The sequence below is a fragment of the Afipia clevelandensis ATCC 49720 genome, assembly GCF_000336555.1.
Classification (GTDB): domain Bacteria; phylum Pseudomonadota; class Alphaproteobacteria; order Rhizobiales; family Xanthobacteraceae; genus Afipia; species Afipia clevelandensis.
In genome coordinates this window covers 94,906-121,342 of sequence record NZ_KB375281.1, presented here as the reverse complement: position 1 = coordinate 121,342, position 26,437 = coordinate 94,906, and the positions used below count along the sequence as shown (strand labels likewise).

At 62.4% G+C, this 26,437-nt stretch carries 26 protein-coding genes; 8 read left to right on the top strand and 18 right to left on the bottom strand.

Annotation, left to right across the window (positions count from 1 at the left end):
* Positions 1-3: 3 nt before the first annotated feature.
* The 3 genes from HMPREF9696_RS00550 to HMPREF9696_RS00540 are packed head-to-tail and all read right to left on the bottom strand — an operon-like array spanning position 4 to position 2,794.
* Positions 4-960 carry an MBL fold metallo-hydrolase gene (locus HMPREF9696_RS00550; protein ID WP_002710977.1) on the bottom strand — a complete coding sequence of 319 codons (957 nt, stop codon included), beginning with the start codon at positions 958-960 and terminating at the stop codon, positions 4-6.
* Complete coding sequence (locus tag HMPREF9696_RS00545; protein ID WP_002710976.1) at positions 957-1,181, bottom strand: DUF2783 domain-containing protein; 225 nt, start codon at positions 1,179-1,181, stop codon at positions 957-959. The genes HMPREF9696_RS00550 and HMPREF9696_RS00545 overlap by 4 nt, the downstream gene beginning before the upstream one ends.
* A complete protein-coding gene (locus HMPREF9696_RS00540) occupies positions 1,178-2,794 on the bottom strand; it encodes an FAD-dependent oxidoreductase (protein ID WP_002710975.1) in 1,617 nt (538 codons plus the stop codon). The genes HMPREF9696_RS00545 and HMPREF9696_RS00540 overlap by 4 nt, the downstream gene beginning before the upstream one ends.
* A 126-nt stretch (positions 2,795-2,920) precedes the next feature.
* On the opposite strand from HMPREF9696_RS00540, the gene HMPREF9696_RS00535 reads away from it, so the two are divergent.
* Positions 2,921-3,400 carry a MarR family winged helix-turn-helix transcriptional regulator gene (locus tag HMPREF9696_RS00535; protein WP_174309432.1) on the top strand — a complete coding sequence of 160 codons (480 nt, stop codon included), beginning with the start codon at positions 2,921-2,923 and terminating at the stop codon, positions 3,398-3,400.
* Here HMPREF9696_RS00535 and HMPREF9696_RS00530 read toward each other — a convergent pair.
* From HMPREF9696_RS00530 to soxY, 10 genes are all read right to left on the bottom strand, one after another.
* Positions 3,397-5,445, bottom strand: a complete 2,049-nt coding sequence (locus tag HMPREF9696_RS00530) for a methyl-accepting chemotaxis protein (protein ID WP_002710973.1) — start codon at positions 5,443-5,445, stop codon at positions 3,397-3,399. The genes HMPREF9696_RS00535 and HMPREF9696_RS00530 overlap by 4 nt on opposite strands.
* A 402-nt stretch (positions 5,446-5,847) precedes the next feature.
* Positions 5,848-6,240, bottom strand: coding sequence for a c-type cytochrome (locus HMPREF9696_RS00525; RefSeq protein ID WP_002710972.1), 393 nt, complete (start codon positions 6,238-6,240; stop codon positions 5,848-5,850).
* Positions 6,241-6,358: 118 nt separating this feature from the next.
* Entirely contained in the window at positions 6,359-7,633 is a 1,275-nt protein-coding gene (locus HMPREF9696_RS00520) for an NAD(P)/FAD-dependent oxidoreductase (protein WP_002710971.1), read from the bottom strand.
* 59 nt (positions 7,634-7,692) lie between these two features.
* A complete protein-coding gene (locus HMPREF9696_RS00515) occupies positions 7,693-8,214 on the bottom strand; it encodes a DsrE family protein (RefSeq protein ID WP_002710970.1) in 522 nt (173 codons plus the stop codon).
* A 25-nt stretch (positions 8,215-8,239) separates the two neighbouring features.
* Complete coding sequence (locus HMPREF9696_RS00510; RefSeq protein ID WP_245259177.1) at positions 8,240-8,521, bottom strand: c-type cytochrome; 282 nt, start codon at positions 8,519-8,521, stop codon at positions 8,240-8,242.
* Positions 8,522-8,544: 23 nt separating this feature from the next.
* Positions 8,545-9,249: a c-type cytochrome gene (locus HMPREF9696_RS00505; RefSeq protein WP_002710968.1), complete on the bottom strand. Its 705-nt coding sequence runs from the start codon at positions 9,247-9,249 to the stop codon at positions 8,545-8,547.
* Positions 9,233-10,510 carry a sulfite dehydrogenase gene (gene soxC / locus HMPREF9696_RS00500; protein WP_002710967.1) on the bottom strand — a complete coding sequence of 426 codons (1,278 nt, stop codon included), beginning with the start codon at positions 10,508-10,510 and terminating at the stop codon, positions 9,233-9,235. Before soxC ends, HMPREF9696_RS00505 begins: the two co-directional genes overlap by 17 nt.
* A 69-nt stretch (positions 10,511-10,579) precedes the next feature.
* Positions 10,580-12,277, bottom strand: a complete 1,698-nt coding sequence (gene soxB, locus HMPREF9696_RS00495; protein ID WP_002710966.1) for a thiosulfohydrolase SoxB — start codon at positions 12,275-12,277, stop codon at positions 10,580-10,582.
* 80 nt (positions 12,278-12,357) lie between these two features.
* Positions 12,358-12,687, bottom strand: coding sequence for a thiosulfate oxidation carrier complex protein SoxZ (gene soxZ / locus HMPREF9696_RS00490; RefSeq protein WP_002710965.1), 330 nt, complete (start codon positions 12,685-12,687; stop codon positions 12,358-12,360).
* Positions 12,688-12,739: 52 nt separating this feature from the next.
* Positions 12,740-13,198: a thiosulfate oxidation carrier protein SoxY gene (soxY, locus tag HMPREF9696_RS00485; RefSeq protein WP_002710964.1), complete on the bottom strand. Its 459-nt coding sequence runs from the start codon at positions 13,196-13,198 to the stop codon at positions 12,740-12,742.
* 263 nt (positions 13,199-13,461) lie between these two features.
* Here soxY and soxA point away from each other — a divergent pair, with 263 nt between their 5' ends.
* From soxA to HMPREF9696_RS00470, 3 genes are all read left to right on the top strand, one after another.
* Positions 13,462-14,286, top strand: coding sequence for a sulfur oxidation c-type cytochrome SoxA (gene soxA / locus HMPREF9696_RS00480; RefSeq protein WP_002710963.1), 825 nt, complete (start codon positions 13,462-13,464; stop codon positions 14,284-14,286).
* A 14-nt stretch (positions 14,287-14,300) separates the two neighbouring features.
* A complete protein-coding gene (gene soxX, locus HMPREF9696_RS00475; protein WP_002710962.1) occupies positions 14,301-14,945 on the top strand; it encodes a sulfur oxidation c-type cytochrome SoxX in 645 nt (214 codons plus the stop codon).
* A gap of 187 nt (positions 14,946-15,132) precedes the next feature.
* Positions 15,133-15,630 carry a GlcG/HbpS family heme-binding protein gene (locus HMPREF9696_RS00470; RefSeq protein ID WP_002710961.1) on the top strand — a complete coding sequence of 166 codons (498 nt, stop codon included), beginning with the start codon at positions 15,133-15,135 and terminating at the stop codon, positions 15,628-15,630.
* 1,066 nt (positions 15,631-16,696) lie between these two features.
* Here the strand turns inward: HMPREF9696_RS00470 and HMPREF9696_RS00465 are convergent.
* The gene (locus HMPREF9696_RS00465) at positions 16,697-17,284 is read right to left on the bottom strand and encodes a SoxW family protein (protein WP_002710959.1); all 588 of its coding nucleotides are present in this window, start codon (positions 17,282-17,284) and stop codon (positions 16,697-16,699) included.
* A gap of 20 nt (positions 17,285-17,304) precedes the next feature.
* On the bottom strand, positions 17,305-18,045 hold the full coding sequence (locus HMPREF9696_RS00460) for a cytochrome c biogenesis CcdA family protein (protein WP_174309430.1): 741 nt from the start codon (positions 18,043-18,045) through the stop codon (positions 17,305-17,307).
* On the opposite strand from HMPREF9696_RS00460, the gene HMPREF9696_RS00455 reads away from it, so the two are divergent.
* The 3 genes from HMPREF9696_RS00455 (at position 18,032) to HMPREF9696_RS00445 (ending at position 20,060) form a co-directional block, all read left to right on the top strand.
* Entirely contained in the window at positions 18,032-18,478 is a 447-nt protein-coding gene (locus HMPREF9696_RS00455) for a thioredoxin family protein (RefSeq protein WP_002710957.1), read from the top strand. The two genes, HMPREF9696_RS00460 and HMPREF9696_RS00455, sit on opposite strands and share 14 nt — an antisense overlap.
* 26 nt (positions 18,479-18,504) lie before the next feature.
* On the top strand, positions 18,505-18,879 hold the full coding sequence (locus HMPREF9696_RS00450; protein WP_002710956.1) for an ArsR/SmtB family transcription factor: 375 nt from the start codon (positions 18,505-18,507) through the stop codon (positions 18,877-18,879).
* Positions 18,880-18,950: 71 nt separating this feature from the next.
* Positions 18,951-20,060: a YeeE/YedE family protein gene (locus tag HMPREF9696_RS00445; protein ID WP_002710955.1), complete on the top strand. Its 1,110-nt coding sequence runs from the start codon at positions 18,951-18,953 to the stop codon at positions 20,058-20,060.
* Positions 20,061-20,063: 3 nt separating this feature from the next.
* Here HMPREF9696_RS00445 and HMPREF9696_RS00440 read toward each other — a convergent pair whose 3' ends face one another.
* Together HMPREF9696_RS00440 and HMPREF9696_RS00435 are read right to left on the bottom strand one after the other, a co-directional pair.
* On the bottom strand, positions 20,064-20,528 hold the full coding sequence (locus tag HMPREF9696_RS00440) for a DsrE family protein (protein WP_002710954.1): 465 nt from the start codon (positions 20,526-20,528) through the stop codon (positions 20,064-20,066).
* Between the two features lie 84 nt (positions 20,529-20,612).
* Entirely contained in the window at positions 20,613-21,662 is a 1,050-nt protein-coding gene (locus HMPREF9696_RS00435) for a YeeE/YedE family protein (RefSeq protein ID WP_002710953.1), read from the bottom strand.
* Positions 21,663-22,008: 346 nt separating this feature from the next.
* On the opposite strand from HMPREF9696_RS00435, the gene HMPREF9696_RS00430 reads away from it, so the two are divergent.
* A complete protein-coding gene (locus tag HMPREF9696_RS00430; protein ID WP_002710952.1) occupies positions 22,009-24,843 on the top strand; it encodes a bifunctional transaldolase/phosoglucose isomerase in 2,835 nt (944 codons plus the stop codon).
* A 102-nt stretch (positions 24,844-24,945) separates the two neighbouring features.
* Here the strand turns inward: HMPREF9696_RS00430 and HMPREF9696_RS00425 are convergent, their stop codons facing one another.
* Positions 24,946-26,376, bottom strand: a complete 1,431-nt coding sequence (locus HMPREF9696_RS00425; protein WP_002710950.1) for an aldehyde dehydrogenase family protein — start codon at positions 26,374-26,376, stop codon at positions 24,946-24,948.
* Between the last annotated feature and the right edge of the window lie 61 nt (positions 26,377-26,437).

Here is a 26,437-nt window from a genome sequence, read left to right as displayed (position 1 = left end):
GCACTATCCTCCTTGCAGGGCTGCCCACATTTCGCGGTCGCGCTTGTCGGTCCAGATCACCGGATCGTCAATGCCGGATGCTTCGTCGAAAGCGCGCGAGACGTTGAACGGCAAGCAGTGTTCGTAGATCGCAAAGCTCGAGAATTTCGGGTCCATCACCTCGCGGGTCGCGGCCATGGTCTCTTTCAGGGAACCTCCCTTCGCCACTGACAGTTCCGCGGCCCCGTACAATGTCGAAACGAAATCGCGAGTCATGGCGATAGCCTCGTTCACCGTCGCCTCGCCCTTCAGCGCGTCGCCGCGGCCAGGCGCGACGGCCTTCGGATTGAACTCGCGGATTTCGTTCAAGGTCAATGGCCATTCACGCAGCAGCGCATCGCCGCAATAGCAGGCCGAGTGATACTCGATCAGGTCACCGGAACACATCACCTGCGCATCGGGCACCCACGCGACGATGTCGCCGGAGGTATGGCCCGCGCCGAGATGCATCAACTGCACCTCGCGCTTGCCGAGATACAGCGTCATGCCGGTGTCGAAAGTGATGGTCGGCCAGGTCAGCCCGGGAATGCTTTCGGCGTCCTGAAACAGGCGCGGAAACCGGCCATATTCAGAATCCCAGTCCTGCTTGCCGCGCTCGACGATCAGCCGCTGGGTCTCGGACGAGGCCACGATGCCTTGCGCCTTGTAGGCCGATGCGCCGAGCACGCGCACCGCATGATAATGCGACAGCACCACATATTTGATCGGCTTGTCGGTCACGGTCTTGACCCGCTCGATTACGCTCTTTGCCATCGCCGGCGTCGCCTGCGCGTCGAACACGATGCAACCGTCATCGCCGACAATCACCGCCGAGTTGGGATCGCCCTCGGCAGTGAAAGCATAAATGTCCGGACCGATTTCGGAGAAGGTGATTGTCTTCGCCGCCATGTCGCCGGTTGAAGCGAAACCCTTTGCGCTCATTTTGAGTCCTTTTCTGAAATCTTGTTCTGTGAAAGCTGGCGCTTTGCCAGCGCAATCGCGTCGCGCAGCACCTCGGCATCCCCGATGTGATTGGCGAGGATCAGCACCAGCGCGGTGTCGAGCAGCGCGCTGTCCTCGTCGCCAAGACCGCGATGCGCTTCCACAACCATGCGATAGGCGGTATCGGGGTCGCTGAAATTCGATTGTGTCGAGAGCGTCACGAGGCCCTCCCGCTGGCGCGGGCCATCGCGGCCTGCACCGCTGCCGCCGTCGGCTTCCGGAAACGCGCGGCGACATACCCGTCAGGTCGCAGCAGATAGGCTGCGCCTTCGGATGCGTCGTAGCGCTTTGCGAACAGTCCGGATGGATCGCGCAGCGGCGTGTTGTCACCGACAGCGATGGTCCGGCAATCGGGATGTCCGCCGCCATTCAATCCCGCCTGAAGCAGGACAAACCCGCCCTCGCCTTGTTTGATAAAGGCTTCGGTAAGATAGACCGCTTCGCCGCTCTCTGCTGTCAGCGGCGCATCGAGCATATGCGCGCCGGGGCGCGGGCCTGCGCTCCACGTCTCGCTGTCTGGCGTCGACAGCGGCGTCTCGTAAGTGGATGGCGTGGAGAGCCGCCCGCCATTGACCATGCGCTTGGCGAAATCTGTTTCCTTCGCGAGGCGCAGCACCGCCTGCCGCATCCGCCGTTCCTGCGCCGAATGCGGCGCGATGAAATCGGTCGAGCGGGTCGAGGCGCGGATATTTTCGTCGGCAGCGGCGCTGCGCTCGATCTCGTAGCTGTCCAGCAGCGGCGCAGAGGCAGTGCCATTCAGGATCAGCGAGAGCTTCCAGGCGACGTTTTCTGCATCTTCAAGCCCCGAGTTCGCGCCCCGCGCACCAAACGGTGAGACCTGATGCGCCGCATCGCCGGCGAAGATCACGCGCTCATGGACAAAGCGCTGCATCCGGCGGCACTGGAATTTGTAGATCGAAATCCACTCGAAATCGAAATTCTTATGACCCAGCATCCGCTCGATGCGCGGGCGCACATTCTCCGGCATCCGCTCGATGGCGGGATCGGCGGCAGGCCCGAGTTGCAGGTCGATCCGCCAGACATCGTCCGGCTGGCGATGCAGCAACGCGGATTGCCCCGAATGAAACGGCGGATCGAACCAGAACCAGCGCTCGGTCGGAAATTCCGCCGTCATCTTGACGTCGGCGATCAGGAACTGATCCTCGAACACTTCGCCGGTGAATTCCGCGCCGACAAAGCTGCGCAATGCCGAGCGTGCGCCATCACAGGCGACCACGTAATCCGCCTTCAGATGATAGCGCCCGTCCGGCGTGTCGATGGCCAGAACCACATGATCGTTGCGCTGGTCGAGGCCGACCACCTTGTTGCGCCAGCGCAGGTCCACCTGCGGCAGTTCGCGCGCGCGGTCCACCAGAAAGGCCTCGGCGTAATACTGCTGCAGATTGATGAAGGCGGGCATCTTGTGGCCGTCGTCCGGCAGCAGGTCGAAACGATAGAGCATGTCATCGTTGAGGAAGATCTTGCCGACCTTCCAGACCACGCCCTTTTCCACCATCCGCTCGCCGACCCCGAGGCGATCCCACAATTCCAGCGAGCGCTTGGAAAAGCAGATCGCGCGCGAGCCGTCGCCGATCCTGTCCGCGTCGTCCAGCAACACCACGGCATGGCCCCGCTGGGCCAGATCAATCGCCAGAGTCAGGCCGACCGGCCCGGCGCCGACCACCACCACCGGATGCCGCGCGGACTGCGCCGGCGCCCTGTCCTGATCGGAATGACGGCGATAACCGAACTGAATGACCCGGGGTTCCGGCACGTTTCTCCACCCTGCCTGATTGACGGGCCTCTTGAATGAAGCCTCTGGAAATCAGAATAAACCAAGGTTATGATCGTTGCAACTGCAACCAAATCGCGGAAGCGCGGTTTTGCCCGGAACCTGTCCTTGAGCAAACTCGATCTTTTCAGCTTTGTGCCGTTCCGGCTGAACCGGCTGGCGGCGGAAGTCAGCGCCGAACTCTCCAGCGAGTATCGCGACCGCTATGGTCTCGACATTCCGGAATGGCGGGTGATGGCCACGCTCGGCTTCCGGGACGAGGCCTGCACGGCGCAATATATCGCCTATTGCACCCGGACGCACAAATCGACCATCAGCCGGGCCGTGGCGCATCTTCTGGAACAGCAACTGATCGAGCGTGTCGAGAATGCGGACGACCGCCGCGAACTCGCCCTGCAGCTCACCCGCAAGGGACATGCACTCTATGAAGAGTTGATCCCGCAACTGCTCCGCAAGGAGCAGGACATCCTGTCATGCCTGACAGCAGCGGAGCGCAAGGAGTTCGCCGCCACGCTTGGCAAGATCGAGCGCAAGCTCGATCTGGTGCAGAGCGCCAAGGACGCGCGGGCGAAGAAGGATGCGTATTAGGCCGCGCGGATATTTGCCATGAAGCGATCCAGCTCCTGACGCAGCCGCGTGCTTTCGACGGCCAGCGTCTGCGCGGAATTCAGAACCTCGCCGGACGCCGTGCCGGTCTCGCTGGCGCCGCGGTTCACCTCCGAAATGCCTTCCGCGATTTCCAGCGTGCCGCTGGCGGCGCTCTGGACGTTGCGGGCGATTTCGGTGGTGGCGTTGGTCTGCTGGTCGATGGCTTCGGCGATGTTGCTGGCAATCCTGGAAATCTGGCCGATGGTGCCGCCGATTTCCTTGATCGCATTGACCGATTCCTGCGTCGCCGCCTGCATGCCGGTGATGTGCGAGGAAATCTCGTCGGTCGCCTTCGCAGTCTGGCTGGCCAGCGACTTCACTTCGGATGCGACCACGGCAAAGCCGCGGCCCGCCTCGCCGGCACGCGCCGCCTCGATGGTGGCGTTGAGCGCCAGCAGGTTGGTCTGCTCGGCAATCGCGGTGATCAGCTTGACCACATCGCCGATTTCCTGTGCCGCGCGCGACAGCTTGTTGATACGCGCGTCGGTGGCTTCGGCCTGCTGCACCGCTGCAGCGGCGATGCGGCTCGATTCCTGGACCTGACGTCCGATCTCGTTGACCGATGCGGACAGTTCTTCCGTCGCAGCGGCCACCGATTGCACGTTGGCGGAAGCCTCTTCCGAAGCGCCGGCCACCTTGCCGGACAGGTCCTGCGCGGTCTCAACCGTGCGAGTCAGCGTGGTCGCAGACGCCTCAAGCTGGCTGGCGGAGGCCGACACGCTCGACACGATCACGCCGACAGCGGTCTCGAAGTCGTCGGCGAAGCGGTGCAGTTCGGCGCTGCGCGCGGCGCTGGCCGACCTGCCCTGCTCCTCGCGCTCCGCTGCCTCGGCCTGCGCCTTGGCGACGGCGCGCATCTTGAATTCCTCGACAGCACCGGCCATTTCGCCGATCTCGTCCTTGCGGCCGAGCCCCGGCAGCACGACGTCGAAATTGCCGTTGGCAAGCTCACGCATGGCCTTGCACATGCCGATCATCGGGCGGGAAATGCCGCGGCCCAACATCCACGCCAGCAGCGCGCCGAACATGATGCCGCCCGCGCCGAGCGCGGTCACAAAGGTGCTCGTGGTATGCGCGGCGGTCGCCGATTCCTTCGCAAGCTGGGTCTGACGGACCAGCAGGGCGTCCTTGATGGTCTTGGCTTCCTGCGTGACGGAGCCTGCGGCTTCAGTCATCTTGGTGGAGAGCGCGGCGATCTTCGCGGTGTTCTCCACGAACTTGGTGAAGCTGGTCTTGTAAGCGTCGAGTTCGGCTGTGACCTCGGCGATCTTGGTCGAAATTTTCGCATCATCCGCGGCCAGCGAACCGAAGCTGTTCTTGAGGAGTTGCATCCGCGCATTGACGCTGTTCGCGACCGCATGGTCGGGCCGCAGGATGTAATTGCTGATATTGGAGGTGATCGCCGCCGAATGCGTCGCAAGTTCCTTGGCGTTTTGCTGAATCGACGACAGGCCGGCGAGGATCGCGGTATCCGCGAGATCGTCGAACTTGTAGCGGATCACATTGCCCATGCGCAGCAACTGGTTGGAGGCAATCGCGGCGTTCTCGGTCTTGAGCTTGATGACGTCGGCGAACAGCGACGCGAATTCGCCATAGCTGGCGGAGAGATTGAGAACGCTCTTGCGGTTCTCCGAGGTCGCGACACGCGCGGCGCGCTCGATCGCCTGTCCGAGATTGCTCTCGGCGGCGCGGGCGGCCTCCTCATCCTTCGGAAGACCGGTTGTGACGTAGGTCCGCGCAAGAAGCTGATAGGCGACCAGTTCGCGGTCGATTTCGCGCGCGCTGTCGCTCTCGGCGACAATGCTCTGATAGGACTGAACGCCGTCGGCGATGCGCTCGAAGCCGAAATAGGCGACACCCATGTTGATCGCGGAGATGCCGAGCACGATCACGAAACCAAGCATGATCTTGGTGCGGAATCTCAGATTTGAAAGGAAGCTGCCCTGCGCCTTCTGCGTTGCCGGAGTGCTTTTGAACCAGCCCATTTCCATTCCCCAAAAATTCTTTTTGCATGCGACGTCCGCCGGACAGCCCACCGGCGCGCGATCCTTGAAGGGTAGAAAGAATTGGATAACGCGCCGTAAATCCCTACCGCGCGCAGCAAAAAATGCCCGTCTGGCGGGCATTTCCTGCAGAATTTGAGCGGATGCGACAGCACTGCCCTATATCCGGGCACCGCCAGAGGCGAAGGGATTAACAAAGTGTTTCGCGTGGATGCCGCGATGGGCGCTGCGCACAACGCAAAAGACGATTCAGTTTCAGCCGTCATGGCCGGGCGTATCCCGGGCCATCCACGTCTTCACTTCGATTGCTCATAAAACGTGGATCACCAAGACAAGCCCGGCGATGACGATCGAACCGGCTGAGGCAACTGACGTTGAATTGGCTTACTTCTTCTTGCCGTCGGCGCCGAACTGCTTGAGGAACGCGGTGAGATCCTTGATCTCCTCATCCTTCTTGATGCCCGCAAACGCCATCTTGGTGCCGGGGATCTTCGCCTTCGGGTCCTTGATGTATTCAGCGAACACCGCTTCGTCCCAAGTGATGCCGGAATTCTTGTTGGCGTCCGAATAGTTGTAGCCGGCGACGCTGCCCGACTTGCGGCCGAACAGGCCGTTCAGTTCGGGGCCGACACTGTTCTTGGCCGTTTCGCCGACCTGATGGCAGGCGCGGCATTTGTTGAACGACTTTTCACCGGCGGCGACATCCTGCGCATGGGCGGGAGCGGCGAAACCGGCGGCGGCAACAGCGAGGGCGGCGGCGAGCGAACGAGCAATCATGGGATGTAACCTTTGGCGGGCAGGAAAGCTGGCAGGTGGATGAAGATGCATCGAAGCGATGAAGTGTGAAGAAACCGAAACCCGCCGCCTGGCAGCGGGTTCCGGATATTTTGGAAGATCATGCAAACATATCGGCTGTAATTCCAGCGTACCAGCCCATGTTTTCCGCCTGCGTCTGCTTTCGCAGCGCCGCATCCTCGCCGGTCTTCGAGACGAACGTGGATGAGGCCGCGATCTTGCCGTCCTTCGGCTCATACGCGCCACCGACCTTCACGCAGTCGTCGGTGTCGATGAGACTCCAGCAGGTGTTGCTGTAGCGCGCCGGGAACGTGCGCGCGGACACCAGTTCACCGCGGATCATCATCGCCGCAACCTTGGCCTGACTGTTGGCGGAGAAGGCCGATTTCGGCATGTCGCCCGCGATGCACGCATCGCCGAGAACGTAGATGTTGCCATCGGCGGCGGACTTCATGTTCGCCGGGTCGATCGCGCAGAATCCGCTGGCATTGGCGAGGCCGGCGTCGCGCGCAATCGCGCCCGCCATCTGAGCCGGAATGACATTGACCAGCGCGGCATTCTTGTAGGTCTCGAAGCCGGTGACCACGGTGCCGGTCTTGGGATCGACCGACTTCAATCCATCATGCACCTTGGGGCCGAGCCATTCGACCATGCCCTTGTAGTGATTTTCCCAGCCTTCCTGAAACAACGCCTGCTTCGAGAAACTTTCCTTGGGATCAATCACGAAAATCTTGGACCGATCCTTGCGCGCCTTCTTCAGCGCATGGGCCATCATCGACACGCGCTCGTAAGGCCCGGGCGGGCAGCGATAGGGATTGGGCGGCGCGATCATCACAATGACGCCGCCGTTCGGCACCGCGTCGAGCTTCTTCTTCAGCAGCAGGGTCTGCGCTCCCGGCTTCCAGGCATGCGGCATGGCTTCTTCCGCCGCCTGTGACCAGCCCGGAACGGAATCGTATTTCAGGTCGATGCCCGGCGAGACCACAAGCCGGTCGTAGGGCAGTTTCTTGCCACTCGCGAGGATGACTTCCTTCTTGTCGCGGTCGATCTTGCTGGCGCGGTCGGCGACCACCGTCACACCCAGCTTCTTCAGCCCGCCATAACCATGGGTGATCGACGGATAATCCCTGAACCCGCCGAGATAGAGATTGCTGTGGAAGCAGGTCTGATATTTCGCCAGTGGCTCGACCAGCGTGACGCTGATCGCGCCTGCGCTGTCCTTGGCGATGTATTTGGCGGCAGTCACGCCGCCGGCGCCGCCGCCGATCACCACGACGCGCGGCTTGCCTTGCCCCAGCACCGCAGGCGCGCCCAGCATCATGACGCCTGCGAACGATGCCGATCCTGAAATCAACTGCCGACGACTGATGCTCATAACGACCTCCAGTATGCCACGGTTGAGAATGCGGTTTCAGACATCGGCCGCGAACGGCGTCAGCCCACTTTCAGATAGGCGAAGCCTTTCGATTGCAGCGCCGCGACGGTGGCGACGCCCGACGGCACGAAGCTGATGAACGGCGCGTCCTTCACCTTGGCCTTGTCGAGCTTCAGCCGCTTGAAGGTGATTTCGCAGAGATAGATCTTGAGGCCGTTCTTCGCGAGCGCGGTCACGCGCTCGAACAGCGCCGGATCAATGGTCTCGTCCTTCCACGGCGTGCCTTCCAGCGTGGAAAGGAAATACTTCACAGCAACGCTGTGCGCGACGACGACAAGCTGCAGGCCGAACGGGTCCGCGCCATAAGCCGAATAGTGATTGGAGATGTTGTTGAGCGTCTGGGCGAAGCGCGCGTTGTCGCCGTAGTCGCAATGATACAGGCATGCGATATCGCCTTCCTTCTTCAGGTCGGCCATGGACAGGTCTTTCGGCGCGGCCTGTGCCGCCGTTGCCGCAACCAGACCTCCCGCAGCGCCGATGATAAGACTGCGGCGTGTCGCCGAACCGTTCTGATCTGTCATGATACCCTCCGGAATGTTGAAACCATCACTTCTGGGTCCCGAAATAAGCCGCCAGCGCCGCGATGTCACCTGCCGCAAGCCGCCCCGCGATGGTCTGCATCACGGGATTGTCACGCTGCTTGTCCTTGTAGGCATTCATCACGGCGATGAACTGATCTTCCGGCCATCCCGTGATCTTCGGAATGCCCTGGGCCCCGCCTGAAGCGCGATGACAGGTTACACATTCCGCCGACAAATACTCTCCAAGTTCGCGGTCTCCCGCAGCAGCATTTTCCAGCGGAGCGCCCGCCGCCAGAACAAAAAGCATCGCATGTGCCGGCGGGCGTTTCATCAATCGACCTTCGGTCCCGCCTTGCTGTCCGGCGTCACGTCCACCGAGATCGCCCGGCCCGTCACCTTCGGTGCGCTGCGGCAATCCTTCATGCACGGGTCTTTCTTCCAAAACTGCTTTTCGGAGGTCTCGCGGTCATCATCGAAGAAGGCCGTGGCGTTCGGCATCTTGATGGAGGTGAAATTCTTGTCGTTGAGTTCAAAATTCTCGTCCTTCACGATGTCGTTCATCGACAGCAGATAGGCAACAATCGCGTAGACCTCGTCGTCGGTCAGCGAGCGTGCATTGCCATAAGGCATCGCACGCTTGATGTAGTCGAACGCGGTGGACAGGTCCGGCCAGAACGAACCGATGGTCTTGTCGGGGCGGTCCGCTGTCAGCGTTCCCGCGCCACCGGCCAGCACCGGCCAGCGCCCTGCGCCTTCGCCGAATTCGCCATGACACGAGGCGCAGCGCTCCTGAAACAACGCATCCCCCTGCTTCACCGTGCCCTTGCCCGGCGGCAATCCCTTGCCGTCCGCCCGCACATCGGTGTCCCACGCCTTGATTTCTTCCGGCAGCGCGGGACGTCCGAGTCCGAGCTTAGACGAGGTCTTCACCGACGCCTGTGTGGCAATTTGCTGCGCATGGACTTGCGGCGCTGCGGTTGCGAGCACAGCGCCGGCAAGCAGCGCGAGCGACGCGGCCCTAACCGATTTCGACATTTTCAGTCTCCCCGCTCGCGCGCACCAGCCAGGTCTGAATGCCGTTGTTGTGGTAGATCGAATTGACGCCGCGCACCTTGCGCAGCTCATCCTTGGTCGGCTGCACATAGCCGGTGGAATCCATCGCGCGGGACTGGATCATCAGCTCCTGTCCGTTCCAGTCGAAATCGACATAGAAACGCACCAGCGACTTCTCCAGCACCGGCCCGTCGATCCGCGCGGTCTGCCAGTTGCGGCCGCCATCCATGGTGACATCGACACGCTTGACTGTGCCGCGTCCGGACCAGGCGAGGCCACCCAACACGTTACGGCCCTTGAATTTCAGCGGCGCCTGCGGCGACGGATTGGTCACCACCGACTTCGCATCCATGATGAAAGTGTGCTTGCGCGAGCGGCCATCGGCCAGAAGATCCGTGTACTTCGATGTTTCCTCGCGGGTCTGCCACGGCTGGTCGCCCGCCTCGATGCGGCGAATCCATTTCACCCAGAGATTGCCTTCCCAGCCGGGAATCACCGCACGCAGCGGGTAACCCTGTTCGGGCCGCAGCGCTTCGCCGTTCATGCCGAAGGCGAGCAGGCAATCGTCCAGCGCTTTCTCGACCGGCAGCGAGCGGTTCATGGCGGCGGCGTCCGCGCCTTCCAGCATCAGCCATTTCGCGTTCGGCTTGAGGCCCGCTTCATCCAGCACGGTCTTCAGCGTCACACCGGTGTACATGACGTTATGAACCATGCCGTGGGTGAACTGGCAGCCGTTCAATTGCGCGCCGCGCCACTCCATGCCGGAATTCGCCGCGCATTCGAGGAAGTAGACCTTGTTCACGCGCGGCATGCGCTTGATGTCGTCCATCGTGAACACCAGCGGCTTGTCCACGAGGCCGTTGATCATCAGCCGGTGGTCGGCGGGATTGATCTCCGCGACGCCGGAGTGGTGCCGCTCAAAGCACAGGCCCGATGGCGTGATGATGCCGTCGAGTTCATGCAGCGGGGTGAAGTTGACGGACGATTCCGGTGATGCGGTCAGCCACGACACATCGCGGCGGATCACATTCTTCTCGAACTTCGAGGGCATGCCGTAAGGCGTCTTCTGCACGCCATCGCCGAGATAGCGATTCCAGTCCTGCACTTCGGTAATCAGCGGATCGGGCTTCGCAGCTTCCGCCAGTGCGGACTTCGCCCCGAGCGCAACGCCTGCGCCGGCAACACCCGCTGCGCCGAGGAATTTGCGGCGGCTGAGAATATCCGCAGATGATTTGTCACTCATGCGGCATCCTTTCTATTTATCTCGATACGTGAATATGTTGAGCGTGGTTGTGCATGAGAATGTCTGCCGTTACGCGCCTGACACTTTGACTGCTGCATTCGGCTCGATCTTCACCGTGCCGCGCTTTGCAACATGGGCCGAGACGACATCCCAGATCGGCGGCCCCTGCGTGCCTTCGTTGACGCTGGCCCAGCCCGCAACAGTGTAGCTCTTCGCCGCATCGATCGGCTTGCCGGATTTCAGATGGGTGAGATCGGAAATGCGCGAACCCATCGGCTTCGACACGTCGATCGCGTAGCCCATGCCGCCGATACGCACCATGTCGCCGCCGCCCTGGAAGTACGGATCGGGATGGAAGATGTTGTCGGCGACATCCTCGAGCACTTCCTTGAGCTGCGCGCCGGTCATCTGGTTGCGATAGCAGTTCGGATAGGTGATCGCGGTGGCGTTGGTGATGTCTTCCCATGTGATCGGGCTGTCGGGAATCAGCGTGCCGCCCCAGCGGAAGCCGGGCGACAGCGCGATCTCGGCGTCGCGTTCGGCCAGCATCGCATCGCAGATCAGATCGTCGAATGTGCCGTTGAAGTTGCCGCGGCGATAGAGCAGCGAATCCGTCTTGCCGATCACCTTAGCCAGATCCTTGGCGAACGGCGCCCTCACCTTCTCCACCAGCGCGGTCATCGCGCTGTCGGGCTTGATCGCATCGGTGAACACCGGCATCAGTTTGAAGCGGACACCGGCGACCTTCTTGTCTTTCACCTCAATGTCGAGGCGCGAGACAAACTTGCCGTGCGAACCGGTCGCGACCAGCACCGTGTCGCCGACACGCACGAGGCCCGGCATCGCGTCATGGGTATGCGCGGTGAGGATCACGTCGAGGCCCTTGACGCGGCCCGCGAGCTTGCGGTCGACGTCGAAGCCGTCATGCGAGAGCAGCACGACGATCTGCGCGCCCTCGGCGCGGGCCTCATCGACCTGCTTCTGCATGTCTTCTTCGCGAATGCCGAATTCCCATTTCGGGAACATCCAGCGCGGATTGGCGACCGCCGTGCGCGGCAGCGCCTGTCCGATCACGGCGACCTTCACGCCGCCCTTCTCGAACATCTTGCGCGCCTCGAACACCGGCTCCTGCCATTCGTTGTCGCGCACGTTCTGCGCGAGGAAGGCGAACGGCGCCTTGTCGGCGACTTCCTTGACGCGATCCGCGCCATAGGTGAATTCCCAGTGGCCGACCATGGCATCGACCTTGAGCGCCGACATGACGTCGATCATGTCCTGCGCCTTGGTCTGCAGCGAGGTCCAGCTTCCCTGCCAGGTGTCGCCGCCGTCGAGCAGCAGCACCTTGTCCTCGCCGCGCTCCGCGCGCACCGCATTGATCAGCGTCGCGACACGGTCCATGCCGCCCATGCGGCCGTAGTTGCGCGCCAGCGCGACAAAATCATCCGCGGTGAGTGCGTAGGCATCCGCCGAACCGGCGGCGATATTGAAGTATTTGCGGAACGCCGCGTCGGTGAGATGCGGCGGCAGGCCCTTGTCCGCGCCGACCCCGAGATTGACCGACGGTTCGCGGAAGTAGAGCGGCATCAATTGAGCGTGGTTGTCCGCGACATAGAGAATGGTCACTGTGCCGAGCGGATCGAACTTGAGGATATCCGCCTGCGTCAGCTTCTGCTGCGCCGCGACGCGCCCGAGCGGCCCAAGTCCGCCGCCGATGGTGAGCGCAGACGCAGCCGCGCTCGCCTGCAGGAATTCCCGCCTCGATATCATCGCATCACCCTTGTCCCCTCATCGGAGGGAAACGATTTTCAGAAATCTCGTTTCCGCACGGCATAGCCGTGCGGAGAAGATCAGCCGACCGTCAGCTTGTTCTTGGCGGTGTATTCCGAACCGTCGTCATCCTTCCAGGTGAAGGTGAACTCGCCGGTCTCGGACGCCTTGTAGAAAAACGACTGATACGGATTGGCCGAGATCGCCGGATTCCAGTCCGCCTCGAACACCGGCTTGCCGTTGAAGGTCGCGGTGAACTTGTTGATGATCTTGCGCGGCACGACCTTGCCGGAGGAATCCTTGCGCTGGCCGGATTCCATTTCGTGCGAAATGAGGGTCTTGATTTCGATCAGTTCGCCCGCCTTCGCGGTGGCAGGAACACGAACGCGCGGTGTGGGTGCATTGGCCATAGAATTATCCTCGGAAACGTCCTCGCCTGAATTTTTTCGTGAGTGAGACCGATCAGCCGCCGCAGCCGCCGATGGTGACCTTCACATTGGCTTTTGTGGTGTAGAGCGCGCCGCTCGACATTTCCGCGACGCACACGATGTTCTGCGTCTGCGCGAGGCGCATGCGGGTGGACGCCGCCGCCTTGCCGCAGGCCGGCGTGAACTTGTAGCTGACGACGCCCGGCAGCGGATTGCCGTCGGCGAAGATGTGAACCGCCTTCACGTAGTCCTTGTCGGTCATCGGACTTTCGACCTCGACATTGACCGGTACCACGAGACCATTCTCGGCGATCTCCGGCACATCGAGCTTGATCTTGCCGCTGTCCATCTTCTTGTCGCCGTACAGCTTCTTGATCTCGGCCGCGACCGCCGCCTCGTCCGCGAACACCATTTTCGGCGCCAGCACGGCAGTCAGTCCCGCGATGGCGGCGAGAGTCAGCGCATCACGGCGCGTTGGTTCATTGAACTTCATCTATGCTTCCTCCTGCGGGAGTCTTTTGCATCCCTTGACGATAGTATCGCTTGACGATGCCAAGCCTGATCTATCATGATCCGGGACACATCATTATATTCTTTTTCATGAATGTAAAGATGTTCTAGTCTGACGGCTCGCGAGTCAGTATCCGTTTTTGTGGCGCCTATCAAAGCACTGCACTGCGGAAAGGCTGCGGGATCAGACTGAACCGGAAGCCGAAAAGACCGCACAGACGGTCTGACGGAGGGGAGGACCAAAGAATGAGACAGACCACGATTCGGTCGGCAATCGCCTTTGCGATTCTGATGTGCGCGTCGAGCGCGCCTGCGCGCGCGCAGGACGCGAGCGAAAAGGAAATCGAGCGATATCGCGCGATGATTTCCGATCCGATGTCCAATCCCGGCTATCTCGCGGTGGACCGCGGCGAAGTGCTGTGGAAGCTGAAGCGCGGCACCAAGGACGTCTCGCTCGAAACCTGCGATCTCGGCCAGGGACCCGGCAAGCTCGAAGGCGCCTACGCCAAGATGCCGCGCTACTTCAAGGACGCCGACAAGGTCATGGACCTTGAGCAGCGCCTGCTGTGGTGCATGACCAACATTCAGGGCCTCGACACCAAGGACGTGATCGCGCGCCGCTTCTCCGGCCCCGGCAAACCTTCCGATATGGAAGACCTCGTCGCCTACATCGCCAACAAGTCGAACGGCATGAAGATCGACGTTCCTCTCAGCCATCCGAAGGAACAGGAAATGGCCGCTGTCGGCGAAGCGCTGTTTTATCGGCGCGGCGGCGTGAACGATTTCTCCTGCTCGACCTGCCACGCCGAGGACGGCAAGCGCATCCGCCTGCAGGGCCTGCCGAACCTGTCGCATCCCGGCAAGCAGCCGCAGGAAACCATGGGAAGCTGGCCGACCTATCGCGTGTCGGCAAGCGCCTTGCGCACCATGCAGCATCGGCTGTGGGACTGTTATCGCCAGCAGCGCTGGCCGGTTCCTGAATATGCGTCCGATGCGCTCACCGCGCTGACCGTCTTCCTGCAGAAGCAGGGCGCCGGCGGCGAAATCAACGTCCCGTCGATCAAGCGTTGAGAGAGGAGCGCAACATGACCAGGAAAATGACAATCGCCGCGCTGGCTCTCGCCGCAGGTGTTATCGCCCTTCCCTTCAGCGCATCGGCGCAGACCTCGCCCAAAAGCCCGGTCAAGGCCGCGGACCCCGCCATCGTCGATGCCTATGTGAAGGCGACGTTCGGCAAGGCGCCGCCGGAATGGCAGGAGCGCATCGTTCCGGACGAGACGCTGAAGACCTGCAACGCCTTCCACAACAATGTGCCGGCGAAGGAAGCCGAGGCCATCACCAAGCGCGAGCTGGCGAAAGTGGTCTATCCCGCCGACGGAAAATTCCTCGGCGACTGGAAGGCCGGCAAGAAGACCGCCAACAACGGCCGCGGCGGACAGTTCTCGGACAAGCCCGACACGGTGAGCGGCGGCAACTGCTACGCCTGCCACCAGTTGGAGAAGTCCGAACTCTCCTACGGCACGCTGGGACCGAGCCTGACCAACTACGGCAAGGATCGCAAATACGCGCCGGACGAGATCAAGAACGCCTTCACCAAGATCTACGACTCGCAGGCCGTGTTCGCGTGTTCCAGCATGCCGCGCTTCGGCGCGAACAAGGTTCTGACCGAGCAGCAGATCAAGGATCTGGTGGCGTTGCTGTTCGACCCCGAATCGCCGGTCAACAAGTAGGCTGATGATCCGGGCATACATGGCCGCCCGGATGTGTTGATACTTCATCCTGTGGAGCGCGCTTTCGCGCGCGCCTCGAAGGATGAGGTGACACACGATGTCTTTTCGACAATCGCCTCATGGTTCGAGACGGCGCAAGAACGCGCCTCCTCACCATGAGGCCGCAGCGGAACGAGGAGCCAGAAACATGAAAGCACGAAACCTGTTTGCCCTCGCGGCTGTCTGCGCCTTCGTCTCGGCTCCGGCACGCGCGCAGGACGCCACTGTCGCGACCAAGTCGCTCACCCCCGAGATCGCGCTCGACGCAGCAAAGGCCGCGATGGCCGAGTGCCGCAAGCGCGGCTATCAGGTCGCGGTCGCGGTGGTCGATCGCTCGGGCATGCCGCAGGTGATGCTGCGCGACCGCTTCGCCGGCGCGCACACGCCGCCGACGGCAACCGGCAAGGCGTGGACCGCGGTCAGCTTCAAGAGCAACACCACCGATCTCGTCGCCGCAACGCAGGCGCCTGCGATGCAGGGCCTGCGTCAGCTTCCCAATGTGGTGCTGATCGGTGGTGGCGTGATGATCGAGGCCGGCGGATCGATGCTGGGCGGCATCGGCGTGTCCGGCGCGCCGGGCGGCGACGCGGATGAAGCCTGCGCCAAGGCCGGTGTCGCGGCGATCAGCGACAAGCTGGATTTTTAAGGCGACGCACTCACCAAACATTCGATGTCGTCCCCGCGAAAGCGGGGACCCACAACCACCGCATATCGTGGTGATGGCGAGAAGAGTGCTCCAGCATCTTCCTCACATCGAGAATTCAGGGTGCATGGGTCCCCGCCTGCGCGGGGACGACTCGGAGAAATTGCGCGGGAGACCTAAACGCTCACGTGCGTCATTGCGAGCGCAGCGAAGCAATCCATCTGCCCTCTGCCGGCAAAGAAAAATGGATTGCTTCGTCGGCTTCGCCTCCTCGCAATGACGAAGCATCTTGACATTTTGTGATCTAGGAATATATTCTTCATCGTCCTGTTCACGAGGGGCGCTTCTCGAGGGCGCTTTGAAGCGGAGCAGGATGCGGCGCCTGCGCGATGTGGTTCGCAGCCACACGTCCGGGAGGCTGGGGTCAGCGCCCGGGCCAACTACGTGGCTCTGCCTTCAATGGCTGGACGCGGACAGGCACGAACGCGGCGAAAGCCGCCGGATCGGGGCGTGAAAGCGTCCGTCCTGTCCCGGAAGAGCGCTCCCCTCGCCCAAAATCGCCGCTGATGGCGCGCCGTGAGGCGATGCGCTTCCTTCGCCAAGGAAGCGAAACACCACCTTTGCGCCTTTCGGCGCGCCACGCCCCTCATATGAGGGACACGACCAAAGCTCACCTCGCGCCATGCGCGAGAGCAATCACACGTGGCTGTTTGAAAAATGAATCGGAAGCCGGTGAAGCATAGGCAGGTGCAACACCAATGATCGTCATCACCGGGCTTGCCCCGGTGATCCACGCCTTTGCCAAAAGTCCGAAAGGAAGACGTGGATGGCCGGGACAAGCCCGGCCATGACGACCTGTTCGTCGAGCGCACTCGTGCAACGCATCCGACGTCGTCCCCGCGAAAGCGGAGACCCATAACCACCGAACATCGTGGTGAGAGCGAGAAAGCTGCTCCAGCAGCTCCCTTAAATCGACCGCTCAGGGAGTATGGGTAGCGCTTTCGCGGGGACGACCGGAGAGAGAGTTCGATACAGGCTCTTCTTCTTGCGCGACGGGATAAAAAATCACTCACGCCTGGCGCTTGAGCCATTCCGGGAACGGCGCGGAGTCATAACCCTTCTCGCGCACGTAGCGGAACATGGCGAGAAATTCTGTCGGCTCCAGCAGCCCCGGCATGCGCGCCACTTCCCGCGCCTGGCCCTTCAACGCCGCAAGACCGTCGGTCTTCTCGGGAAAAAACTGGATCGTCGGCGTGAAGCGGATGCCATAGGCCTCGCCGAAGGCCTTCTCGCTGCGCTTGCGGCCATCGAAGTCGGTGACCTCGCGCGCGCCGATGTGATTGAGATGCAGGATCTCGAAATTGTCGCGGACGTATCCCTCGATCTTCGGGTCCATCATATGCACCTCGTGCATCCGCTTGCAGGCCGGGCAGCCCTTCAGGCCCCACATGATGGCAAAGCGCTTGCCCTTGGCGGTCGCGCCGGCGAGGTCCTCGGAAACATCGAGGAAACTCTCAAGATACCAGTCCATGTGATAGATGCCGTCGTCGCCGAGCGTCGCCTTTGCGAAAGACGGGGCGCTGCGCAACGCCAGCGCGCCCGCGCCGAGCGCAGCGATGGCATGCCGCCGGGTCAGATGGTTCTTGTTATTGGGCAAGTGAGCCTCCCTCTGTCGCGTCAGCCGAATGAACTGAAGACGGGAAATGTTTCCAGCAGCCAGCCCGCGATGCGCGGCATGCCGCCAGTCAAAAACAGCACGCCGGTCAGCACAAGAGCGCCGCCGATCACCTTTTCGATAGTGCCCATGTGCCCACGCAGCCTTGCCATCAGCCGCATGAAAGGACCGGAGAACAGCGACGCGAGCATGAAGGGAATGCCGATCCCGAGCGCATAAGCGCCGAGCAAGAGCGCGCCGCGGCCGGCCGATCCCTCGATGCCCGCAACCATCAGAATCGCCGCCAGCACCGGCCCGACGCAGGGCGTCCAGCCGAACGCGAAGGCGAGCCCGACGATGTAGGCGCCCAGAAATCCCGCGGGCTTCGAGACGGTCTGAAACCGCGCTTCGCGAAACAGCAGGCCGATCCGGAATATGCCAAGGAAGTGCAGGCCGAGAATGATGATGATGACGCCGGCGATGATCGCGAGCATGTCGAAATAGGCGGTGACGGTTTTGCCGAGCGCCGAGGCCGATGCCCCGAGCGCGACGAACACCGTGGCGAAGCCGAGCACGAAGGCGAAGGACAGCGCGACCACGCGCCAGTCCGGCCGCCAGCCGCGCTTGTCCTCATGCGTCAGGTCATCGAGGCTGATGCCCGCCAGAAAACAGAGGTAGGGCGGCACCAGCGGCAAAACGCAGGGAGACAGGAACGACAGCACCCCCGCCCCCAGCGCCCCGGCGATTGAAATGGAAGAAACCACGGAATTCCCGGCTCTGGCAGATACATGCGAATTCGTGTATATGTATCATATGCTGGGACAAACGCTCGCAAAATCCGTCGCGGCCGCTGCATTTTCCGCAAGCGTGCTGTGGTGCGGCATGGCGCAGGCCGCCGAACTCGTCATGTTCGAGCAGGCCGGCTGCGTCTATTGCCAGCGCTGGGAGCGCGATGTCGGTTCGCTGTACGAGCGGACCGATGAGGCCAAGGCGCTTCCGCTCCGCCGCGTGGACATCCGGAATCAGGCGATGAGCGGCATCACGCTCGCCTCGCCGATCCGGTTCACACCGACCTTCGTGGTCGCCGACAACGGCCGCGAGATCGGACGCATCACCGGCTACAGCAACGACAACGCCTTCTGGGGATTGCTCGACGCGCTCGCCGCCAAGCTGCAGCCCTCGCCCAGCCGAATCTGACCTCAGTTGAATGAAACGATAGAGCCATGACATCAATCCTTTCATCCGAACTGGAAACCGAGCTTCGCGACGGCGCGGAGTATTCGCCCGAACTCGACCAGTTGATGCGCAAGGCGCGCAAGGCCAGCAACTTCCTCAAGGCGCTATCGCACGAAAATCGCCTGCTGCTGCTTTGCCTGCTCGCTGAGCGCGAGCGTTCGGTCACCGAGCTTGAGAACATTCTTTCGCTGCGCCAGTCGGCGGTGTCGCAACAACTCGCGCGCCTGCGCTACGACGGCATGGTCGATACGCGCCGCGACGGCAAGACCATCTACTACAGCCTCGCCAACGAGGATGTCCGCCGGGTGATCTCGGTGGTCTACGATATTTTCTGCGCGCCCGAGGCGGCAGACAAGAAATAAACCTGCCATCACGGCAGGCGGATGCGACGCAGCCCGCAAGGCTTCACGCCGCACCGGTCCGGGAGAACGCCATGCAGAACATGTCTGCCTGGATGCAAGCACTCGGCGGTTTCGCCATCGGCGTCATCGCGGGCTTTGCCGTGCGCCATGCGCGGCTATGCACCTTCGGTGCGATTGAAGACGCGCTGATGGGCGGCGACAGCCGCAGACTGCGCGTGTTCGGACTTGCGCTCGGCATTGCCATTCTCGGCACGCAAGCGCTGATTGTCGGCGGTCTGCTCGATCCGTCACTCGTGACCTACACACCGACAGCCTTGCCGCTGGTCTCGGTCCTGATCGGCGGCGTGATGTTTGGCGTCGGCATGGCGCTGGTCGGGACCTGCGGATTCGGTTCGCTGGTGCGGCTCGGCACCGGCGATCTGCGCAGCCTCGTTGTCATTCTGGTTCTCGGCGGCGCGGCCTATGCGACCCTGCGCGGGGTTTTCGCAACCTTCAGGATCGAGGTTCTTGAATCCCTGTCCGTGCCGATGCCGGGCGGCGCGCAGGCGGACATCGCATCGCTGTCCTCACAGTTTCTCGGTCTCGATACCCGCACCATCATTGCGGTGATTGCGGGAACCGCCCTGTGCTGGCTCGCGCTGCGCGATCGGCGGCTGCGCCGCGCGCCGCGACTTGTGTCCTCGGGAATCGTGCTCGGCGTCCTGATCGTGGCCGGGTGGATCGTGACGACAAACATCGTGGATGAATTCGCGGGCCCGGCAAAGCCGCAAAGTCTGACCTTCGTCTCCACCGTCGGCAAAGCGCTTTACGCCGGCCTGCAGAACATCACGAATTTCGCCGATTTCGGCGTCGGCAGCGTGTTCGGTGTCGTTGCCGGATCGTGGCTGGCGGCCTGGCGCTCGGCAGAACTGCGCTGGGAAGCGTTCGACGACGATCACGAGATGCGGCGTTATCTCGCCGGAGGCGTGCTGATGGGCATCGGGGGGATTCTTGCCGGCGGCTGCACCATCGGTCAGGGATTGACGGCCGGGTCCGCGCTTGCGCTCTCCGCGCCGCTTGCGATCGGCGCCATGGTCATTGGCGCACGGCTCGGCATCGCCATCCTGGTCGATGGTTCGCCGCGCGATTTGCTTCAGCGCCGATGGGCCAGCCTGCTCGGGAAAAGCGATCCGGCGGAGTGAGGATCAGGGGCGGATAACGGTGTAGCCGCTCTCGCTCAGGGTCAGCAGTTGCCCGACGCCGACCTGAACTTCAATCGCATGCGGATTGGTCTTCGGCCGCTGTCCGGTCTCGCGTTCGATGGTGTCGAGCGTGTTGCCACAGACATCGAAGCGAACGCCCTGCGTAACGAGGCTGTCGACCAGCGAGCGGTTCTCGCTTTCCGCGCGAAGAAGATCAATGCCGGGGCCGAACGCGACAACCTCGATGGCAATCTTGTCCTGCCCGTAGGCCTTTTGAAGGTTGCTGGCCACACTCAACACCAGCCGCTGCTTCTTCTGATCGGAATCGGAGATCTGCAGCGCGATGAAGTGTTCCGCGAACGGCTTGTCCTCGGGCGCTTTAGGTTTGGTCTGCGCCTGCGCAAGAGGCGGCACCGCGCCAATCAGCGCGAAGCCAGCAGCGGCGGAAAGAAAATGACGGCGATTCATAACAGCTTGCCTCTTGCGACAACGCGCCGGAGGATGCCGGAGCGTCGCGGGGAGAACAAGCGATTTGCCGGAAATGTTCCGGGATTAGCGGGTTGCGAGCGCCGGAACGACAGCCGCGCCGCGGATGCCGAGCGCCGCACCGGACAGAATGCCGGCGACCGCGATAAAGGACGGCATGCCGAGGGTCGACAGACCGGTCAGCCCCTGTCCGATCGAGCAGCCATAAGCCATCGCACCGCCGATGCCCATCAGCGCCGCGCCGGAGATCGAGCGCAGCATGTGGTTCGGCGAGGTGTAGCCCTCGAGCTTGAAGCGTCCGGAGACAATCGCCGTCACAAGGCTGCCGCTGAGAACGCCAGCCACCAGCGCGATGCCGAAGCTCAGGGTCAGGCCGGTCGACAGCATGGTGTATTGCAGCGTGTCGGCAATCGGCGAGACGAACGTCAGCGACGTCACCGGGATCGGGTTGAAATCGTCGGCGCCGAGCCAGCCGGTCGCGAGCCAGCCGGCAGTCACCAGCAGACCCATCGCAAGACCGGCCGCGATCTGGCCGTAGGCGCGGCGGAACTGACCGTCCGAGAACGCGAAGATCAGCAGCGCGCCGCTCGCGATCAGCGTCACAGCGATGCGGGCGACGGATTCGTCAATGCCCATGGTGGCGAGCAGCGCGGGCGCGGATACTGCCGTCGGCGTGATCTGTGTGGCCTGCAGGAAGGCGAGGCGCGCGGGCGCGATCAGGCCCTTCAGCGTCATCTGCGCGGTGACGCCGATGATGGCGATGACGACCAGCGAGCGAAGATTGCCCTTGCCGAGCAGGACCAGTGCGCGCGAGGCACATCCATTGGAAAGAACCATGCCGAAGCCGAACAGCAGACCACCTGCGAAAATCAGCGGGGCGGAAAACGACGGCTGCAGGTAAAGCGACTTTGCAACATCGACGAGGCCGGCGCCCGCGACGAACTGCGTGCCGAGGATCGCAACCGCCAGCGCAACGGCATAGCTGCGGATCTTGCGGCCGTCATTGACGGTCCACCAGTCGCGCAGGCTGCTCATCAGGCAGAAGCCGCTGAGAAGGCCGACGACGCCAAAGGCGAGACCAATCGCAAAACCAGCAGAGACCGGGATACCTGGCATGACGTGCTTCCTTGACCACAATCCACGACGTTTGGAGAACAAATATCTATTCGTCCGCCGGAAATGGGTCCAGATCGCTCGAAAACTAACGATATTCTTGCCCTCAGGGCTGAAAAAGGAGAGAGTCCTTCTATTTCCGGATACAGCAGGCGGATATTCTTCTCCCCTCGCCCGGGAGAAAATCCGACCCGCGGCGGCACTCTCTATAATGCTGCCGCACAGACGGTCTATTCTGGCCCCCTGAAACCATCGGCCTGGCAGAGTCTTTGACAACGACAGGCCCTTTGACAATCACACGGCTTGCAGCCGACAACAGCCTCCCCACCGCAATCCCGCAAGAGACGGCATGAACCCAGTTAAAGCTCTGACGACCCACGGCCAGGCCATCTGGCTCGATTTCCTCGCACGCGGATTTATCGCCAATGGCGACCTCAAGGCGCTGGTGGACAGCGACGGTGTGCGCGGAGTCACGTCCAATCCCTCGATCTTTGAAAAGGCAATTGGCGGCAGCAACGAATATGACGAGGCGGTTTCCGCGCTCCTGAGCGAGCACGACCGTTCGGCCAGCGATCTCTATGAAACGCTCGCCGTAGAAGACATCCAGCGGGCAGCGGATGCGCTGCATTCGGTCTACGACGAGCTGAAAGGCGCGGACGGCTATGTCAGTCTCGAAGTCTCGCCGTATCTCGCGCGCGACACCGACGGCACGATTGCCGAGGCGCAGCGGCTTTGGACCAGCGTCGCCCGCGACAACCTGATGGTGAAGGTGCCCGGCACCGCCGAGGGTATCCCCGCCATCCGCGCCCTAATCGCGCAAGGCATCAGCATCAACGTCACCCTGCTGTTCTCGCAGAAGATGTATGCCGAGGTTCTCGAAGCCTACATCGCCGGGCTGGAGGATTTTGTCGCTAAGGGGGGCGATCCCAAGCGGATCGCCAGCGTGGCGAGCTTCTTCGTCAGCCGCATCGACACATCGGTCGATACGCAGCTCGACGGCAAGATCGCAACAGCAGGTGGGGACGAGAAAGCCCGGCTCGAAACTCTCAAGGGCAAGGTCGCTATCGCTAACGCCAAGCTGGCCTATCAGCACTATCTGAAGGTGATCGGCAGCGAACGCTGGAAGAAACTCGCCGCGAAAGGTGCGCAGGTTCAGCGGCTGCTGTGGGCGTCCACCGGCACCAAGAACAAGGCTTACAGCGACGTTCTCTATGTCGAGGAATTGATCGGCCGCGACACGGTCAATACCGTTCCTCCCGCAACGCTCGATGCTTTCCGCGACCATGGCAAGCCGCGCGACAGCCTTGAGCAAAACATTGCTGACGCCGAGCGTGTTCTTGCGGACCTCTCAAAGAGCGGAATTTCGCTCGACGCCATCACCGACGCGCTGGTGGAAGATGGCGTCAAGCTGTTTGCCGAAGCCTTCGACAAGCTGCTGGGCGCGGTTGCTCAAAAGCGCGCCGCCATTCTCGGTTCACGCATTGATGCACAGAGCATCAAACTTCCGCCCGCGATCGAGAAGGACGCGAAGGCTCTCTCCGAAAAGTGGCGCGCCAACGGCACCATCCGCGCACTGTGGGCGCGGAATGCCTCGGTCTGGACCGGCACGGATGAGAACAAATGGCTTGGTTGGCTCGATGCCGTCGCACGCGAGCAGAACGAGGTCGAGCGCTACGTCGCCTTCGCCGGCTGGGTAAAAAGCAAGCACTTCACCGACGTTGTCGTGCTCGGCATGGGTGGTTCGAGCCTCGGGCCGGAAGTGCTGGCGGAAACTTTTGGGCAGATCGACGGCTTTCCAAGGCTGCGCATCGTGGATTCCACCGATCCCGCACAGGTGCGGCGAACTGAGGCGTCGATCAATCTTGACAGGACGCTGTTCATCGTCTCCAGCAAGTCCGGCGGCACGACCGAACCTAATGCGCTGATGGAATATTTTTTCGTTCGCGCCGGCGCGAAGGCCGCGGACCGCTTCATCGCCGTGACCGATCCCGGCTCGTCGCTGGAGAAAACCGCGACCGCACGCGGCTTTGCACAGATTTTTCACGGCGAGCCGACCATCGGTGGCCGTTACTCCGTGCTCTCGCCGTTCGGCCTTGTGCCTGCGGCTGCGGCCGGAATCGACATCGCGGATTTTCTGGATCTGGCGGGCATCATGGTCCGCTGCTGCGGTCCTGATGTGCCGCCCGCGGAAAATCCCGGCGTTCAGCTTGGCCTCGCGCTCGCCGCCGCGGCGAAGCACGGCCGCGACAAGCTCACCCTCACCGGTTCTTCCCGCCTTGCCAGCTTCGGAGCATGGGCCGAACAGTTGATCGCCGAATCCACCGGCAAGAACGGCAAGGCGTTGATCCCCCTGGAAGGCGAGCCACTCGGCAAGCCGGACATCTACGGCAACGATCGCGTGTTCATCGACCTGCGCCTGAAGGACGACGGCGACAACGCGCGTGAAGCGGCGTTAGCCGCGCTGGAAGCCGCAGGGCATCCGGTCGTTCGCATCACCGTGACAAGTCCCGCCCATATCGGGCAGGAATTCTTCCGCTTTGAAATCGCAACCGCCGTGGCAGGCGCGGTCATGGGCATCAATCCGTTCGACCAGCCCGACGTCGAAGCCGCGAAGATCAAGACGCGCGAACTGACATCGGCGTTCGAGAAGTCCGGCGCATTGCCTGCCGAGACTGCCTTTGAAACGGATGGACCGATTGGCATCTATACCGACGCGGCGAACGCCGACGCCTTGCGTAAAGCCGGGGCCGGCACCGATCTCGCCTCATGGCTCAAGGCGCATTTCGGCCGCATCAAAGCGAACGATTACGTCGCGGCCCTCGCCTATCTTGACCGCAACGATGCCAACATTGCAGCGATCCACAGTCTCCGCATGGCGATCCGCGACGGCAAGAGCGTCGCCACCTGTGTCGGCTTCGGGCCGCGCTTCCTGCACTCCACCGGACAGGCCTATAAGGGCGGGCCGAACACCGGCGTGTTCCTGCAGATCACGGCGGATAACGCCAGCGATCTCGACGTGCCGGGACAGAAGACCAGCTTCGGCGTGATCGAGGCCGCGCAGGCGCGCGGCGATTTCGGCGTGCTGACCGAACGCGGACGCAGAGCGCTGCGCCTTCACATCACCGGCGATGTTGCGAAAGGACTGGCTGCGATCACAGCAGCGGCGCACGCCGCGTTGAAGTAGACATCGCGTCCGCCCTGAACAGCGCGTTCACGGCGAACTTGCCTGAAAACAAAATGCCGGTGCGAGTCGCCTCGCACCGGCACATTTTTACTCCGAACAGTCTCAGGCCGCGTTGAAGCCTGCGACCGCCTTCACTTCGAGATATTCCTCAAGGCCGAACTTGCCCCACTCGCGGCCGTTGCCCGACTGCTTGTAGCCGCCGAACGGCGCGGTGCGCTCGTTGGGCACACCGTTGAGGTTGACGTTGCCGGCGCGAATCTGGCGGCCAACCTTGCGCGCACGCTCGACAGTGCCCGCCGAGACGTAACCGGCAAGACCGTAAGGCGTGTCGTTGGCGATCTTCACCGCCTCGTCTTCGTCCTTCGCGCCCATGATCACGAGCACGGGTCCGAAGATTTCCTCGCGCGCAATCGTCATGTCGCTGGTGACATCGGAGAACACGGTCGGGCGGACATAGAAGCCCTTGTTGACTCCTTCCGGCAGACCTGGACCGCCAGCGACCAAGGTGGCGCCTTCGTCGATGCCCTTCTGGATCAGCGCCTGGATCTTGTCCCACTGGATGCGGTTGACCACCGGGCCGATGGTGGTGCCCTCGGCGCGCGGATCGCCCGCCTTGGTCTTGTCGGCAACGGTCTTGGCGATAGCCGCGATCTCGTTGATCTTCGCCTGCGGCACGATCATACGCGACGGCGCGTTGCAGGATTGGCCGGAGTTGTTGAACATATGCGCCACGCCGCCGGTCACAGCCTTGGTGAAATCGGCGTCGTCGAGAATGATGTTCGGCGACTTGCCGCCCAGTTCCTGGCTGACGCGCTTGACGGTGTTGGCCGCGCGCTTGGCAACGTCGATACCGGCGCGGGTCGAGCCGGTGAATGAAATCATGTCGATGCCCGGATGCTCGCTCATAGCGACGCCGACATCGGGGCCGAGGCCGTTGATCAGGTTGAACACGCCCTTCGGCACGCCGGCTTCGTGAAGGATTTCGGCGAAGATCAGCGCGGACGTCGGGGTGTATTCCGACGGCTTCAGGATCATGGTGCAGCCGGCTGCGATCGCGGGCGCGACCTTGCAGGCGATCTGGTTCAGCGGCCAGTTCCAGGGCGTGATCATGCCGATCACGCCGACCGGCTCACGCACCACGACGGCCGAGCCAATGCTTTCCTCGAACTCGTACTTTTTGAGAACGTCCAGCGTGGACATCAGATGGCCGAGGCCGGCGCCGGCCTGCATCTTTTCAGCCATCGGCAGCGGCGCGCCCATTTCGTCGGAGACGGCGGCGCCGATATCCTTGAGCCGGGTCTTGTAGACCGCGATGATCTTTTCCAGCAGCGCGACGCGCTCTTCGCGCGAGGTCAGCGAGAAGGTCTCGAACGCACGGCGCGCAGCGGCAACCGCCTTGTCCACGTCCGCCTTCGATCCAACCGCAATCTCGTACATCGCTTCTTCCGTCGCCGGATTGACGACCGGAATGGACTTCTTGACGGCGGGATCGACCCAGCTACCGTCGATATAGAACTGCATACGATTGGTCATGACGTTTCCTTTGGTCGCAACGTTCGTGTGGGAGTATTTTGAAAGCGATCGGGCGATCGGC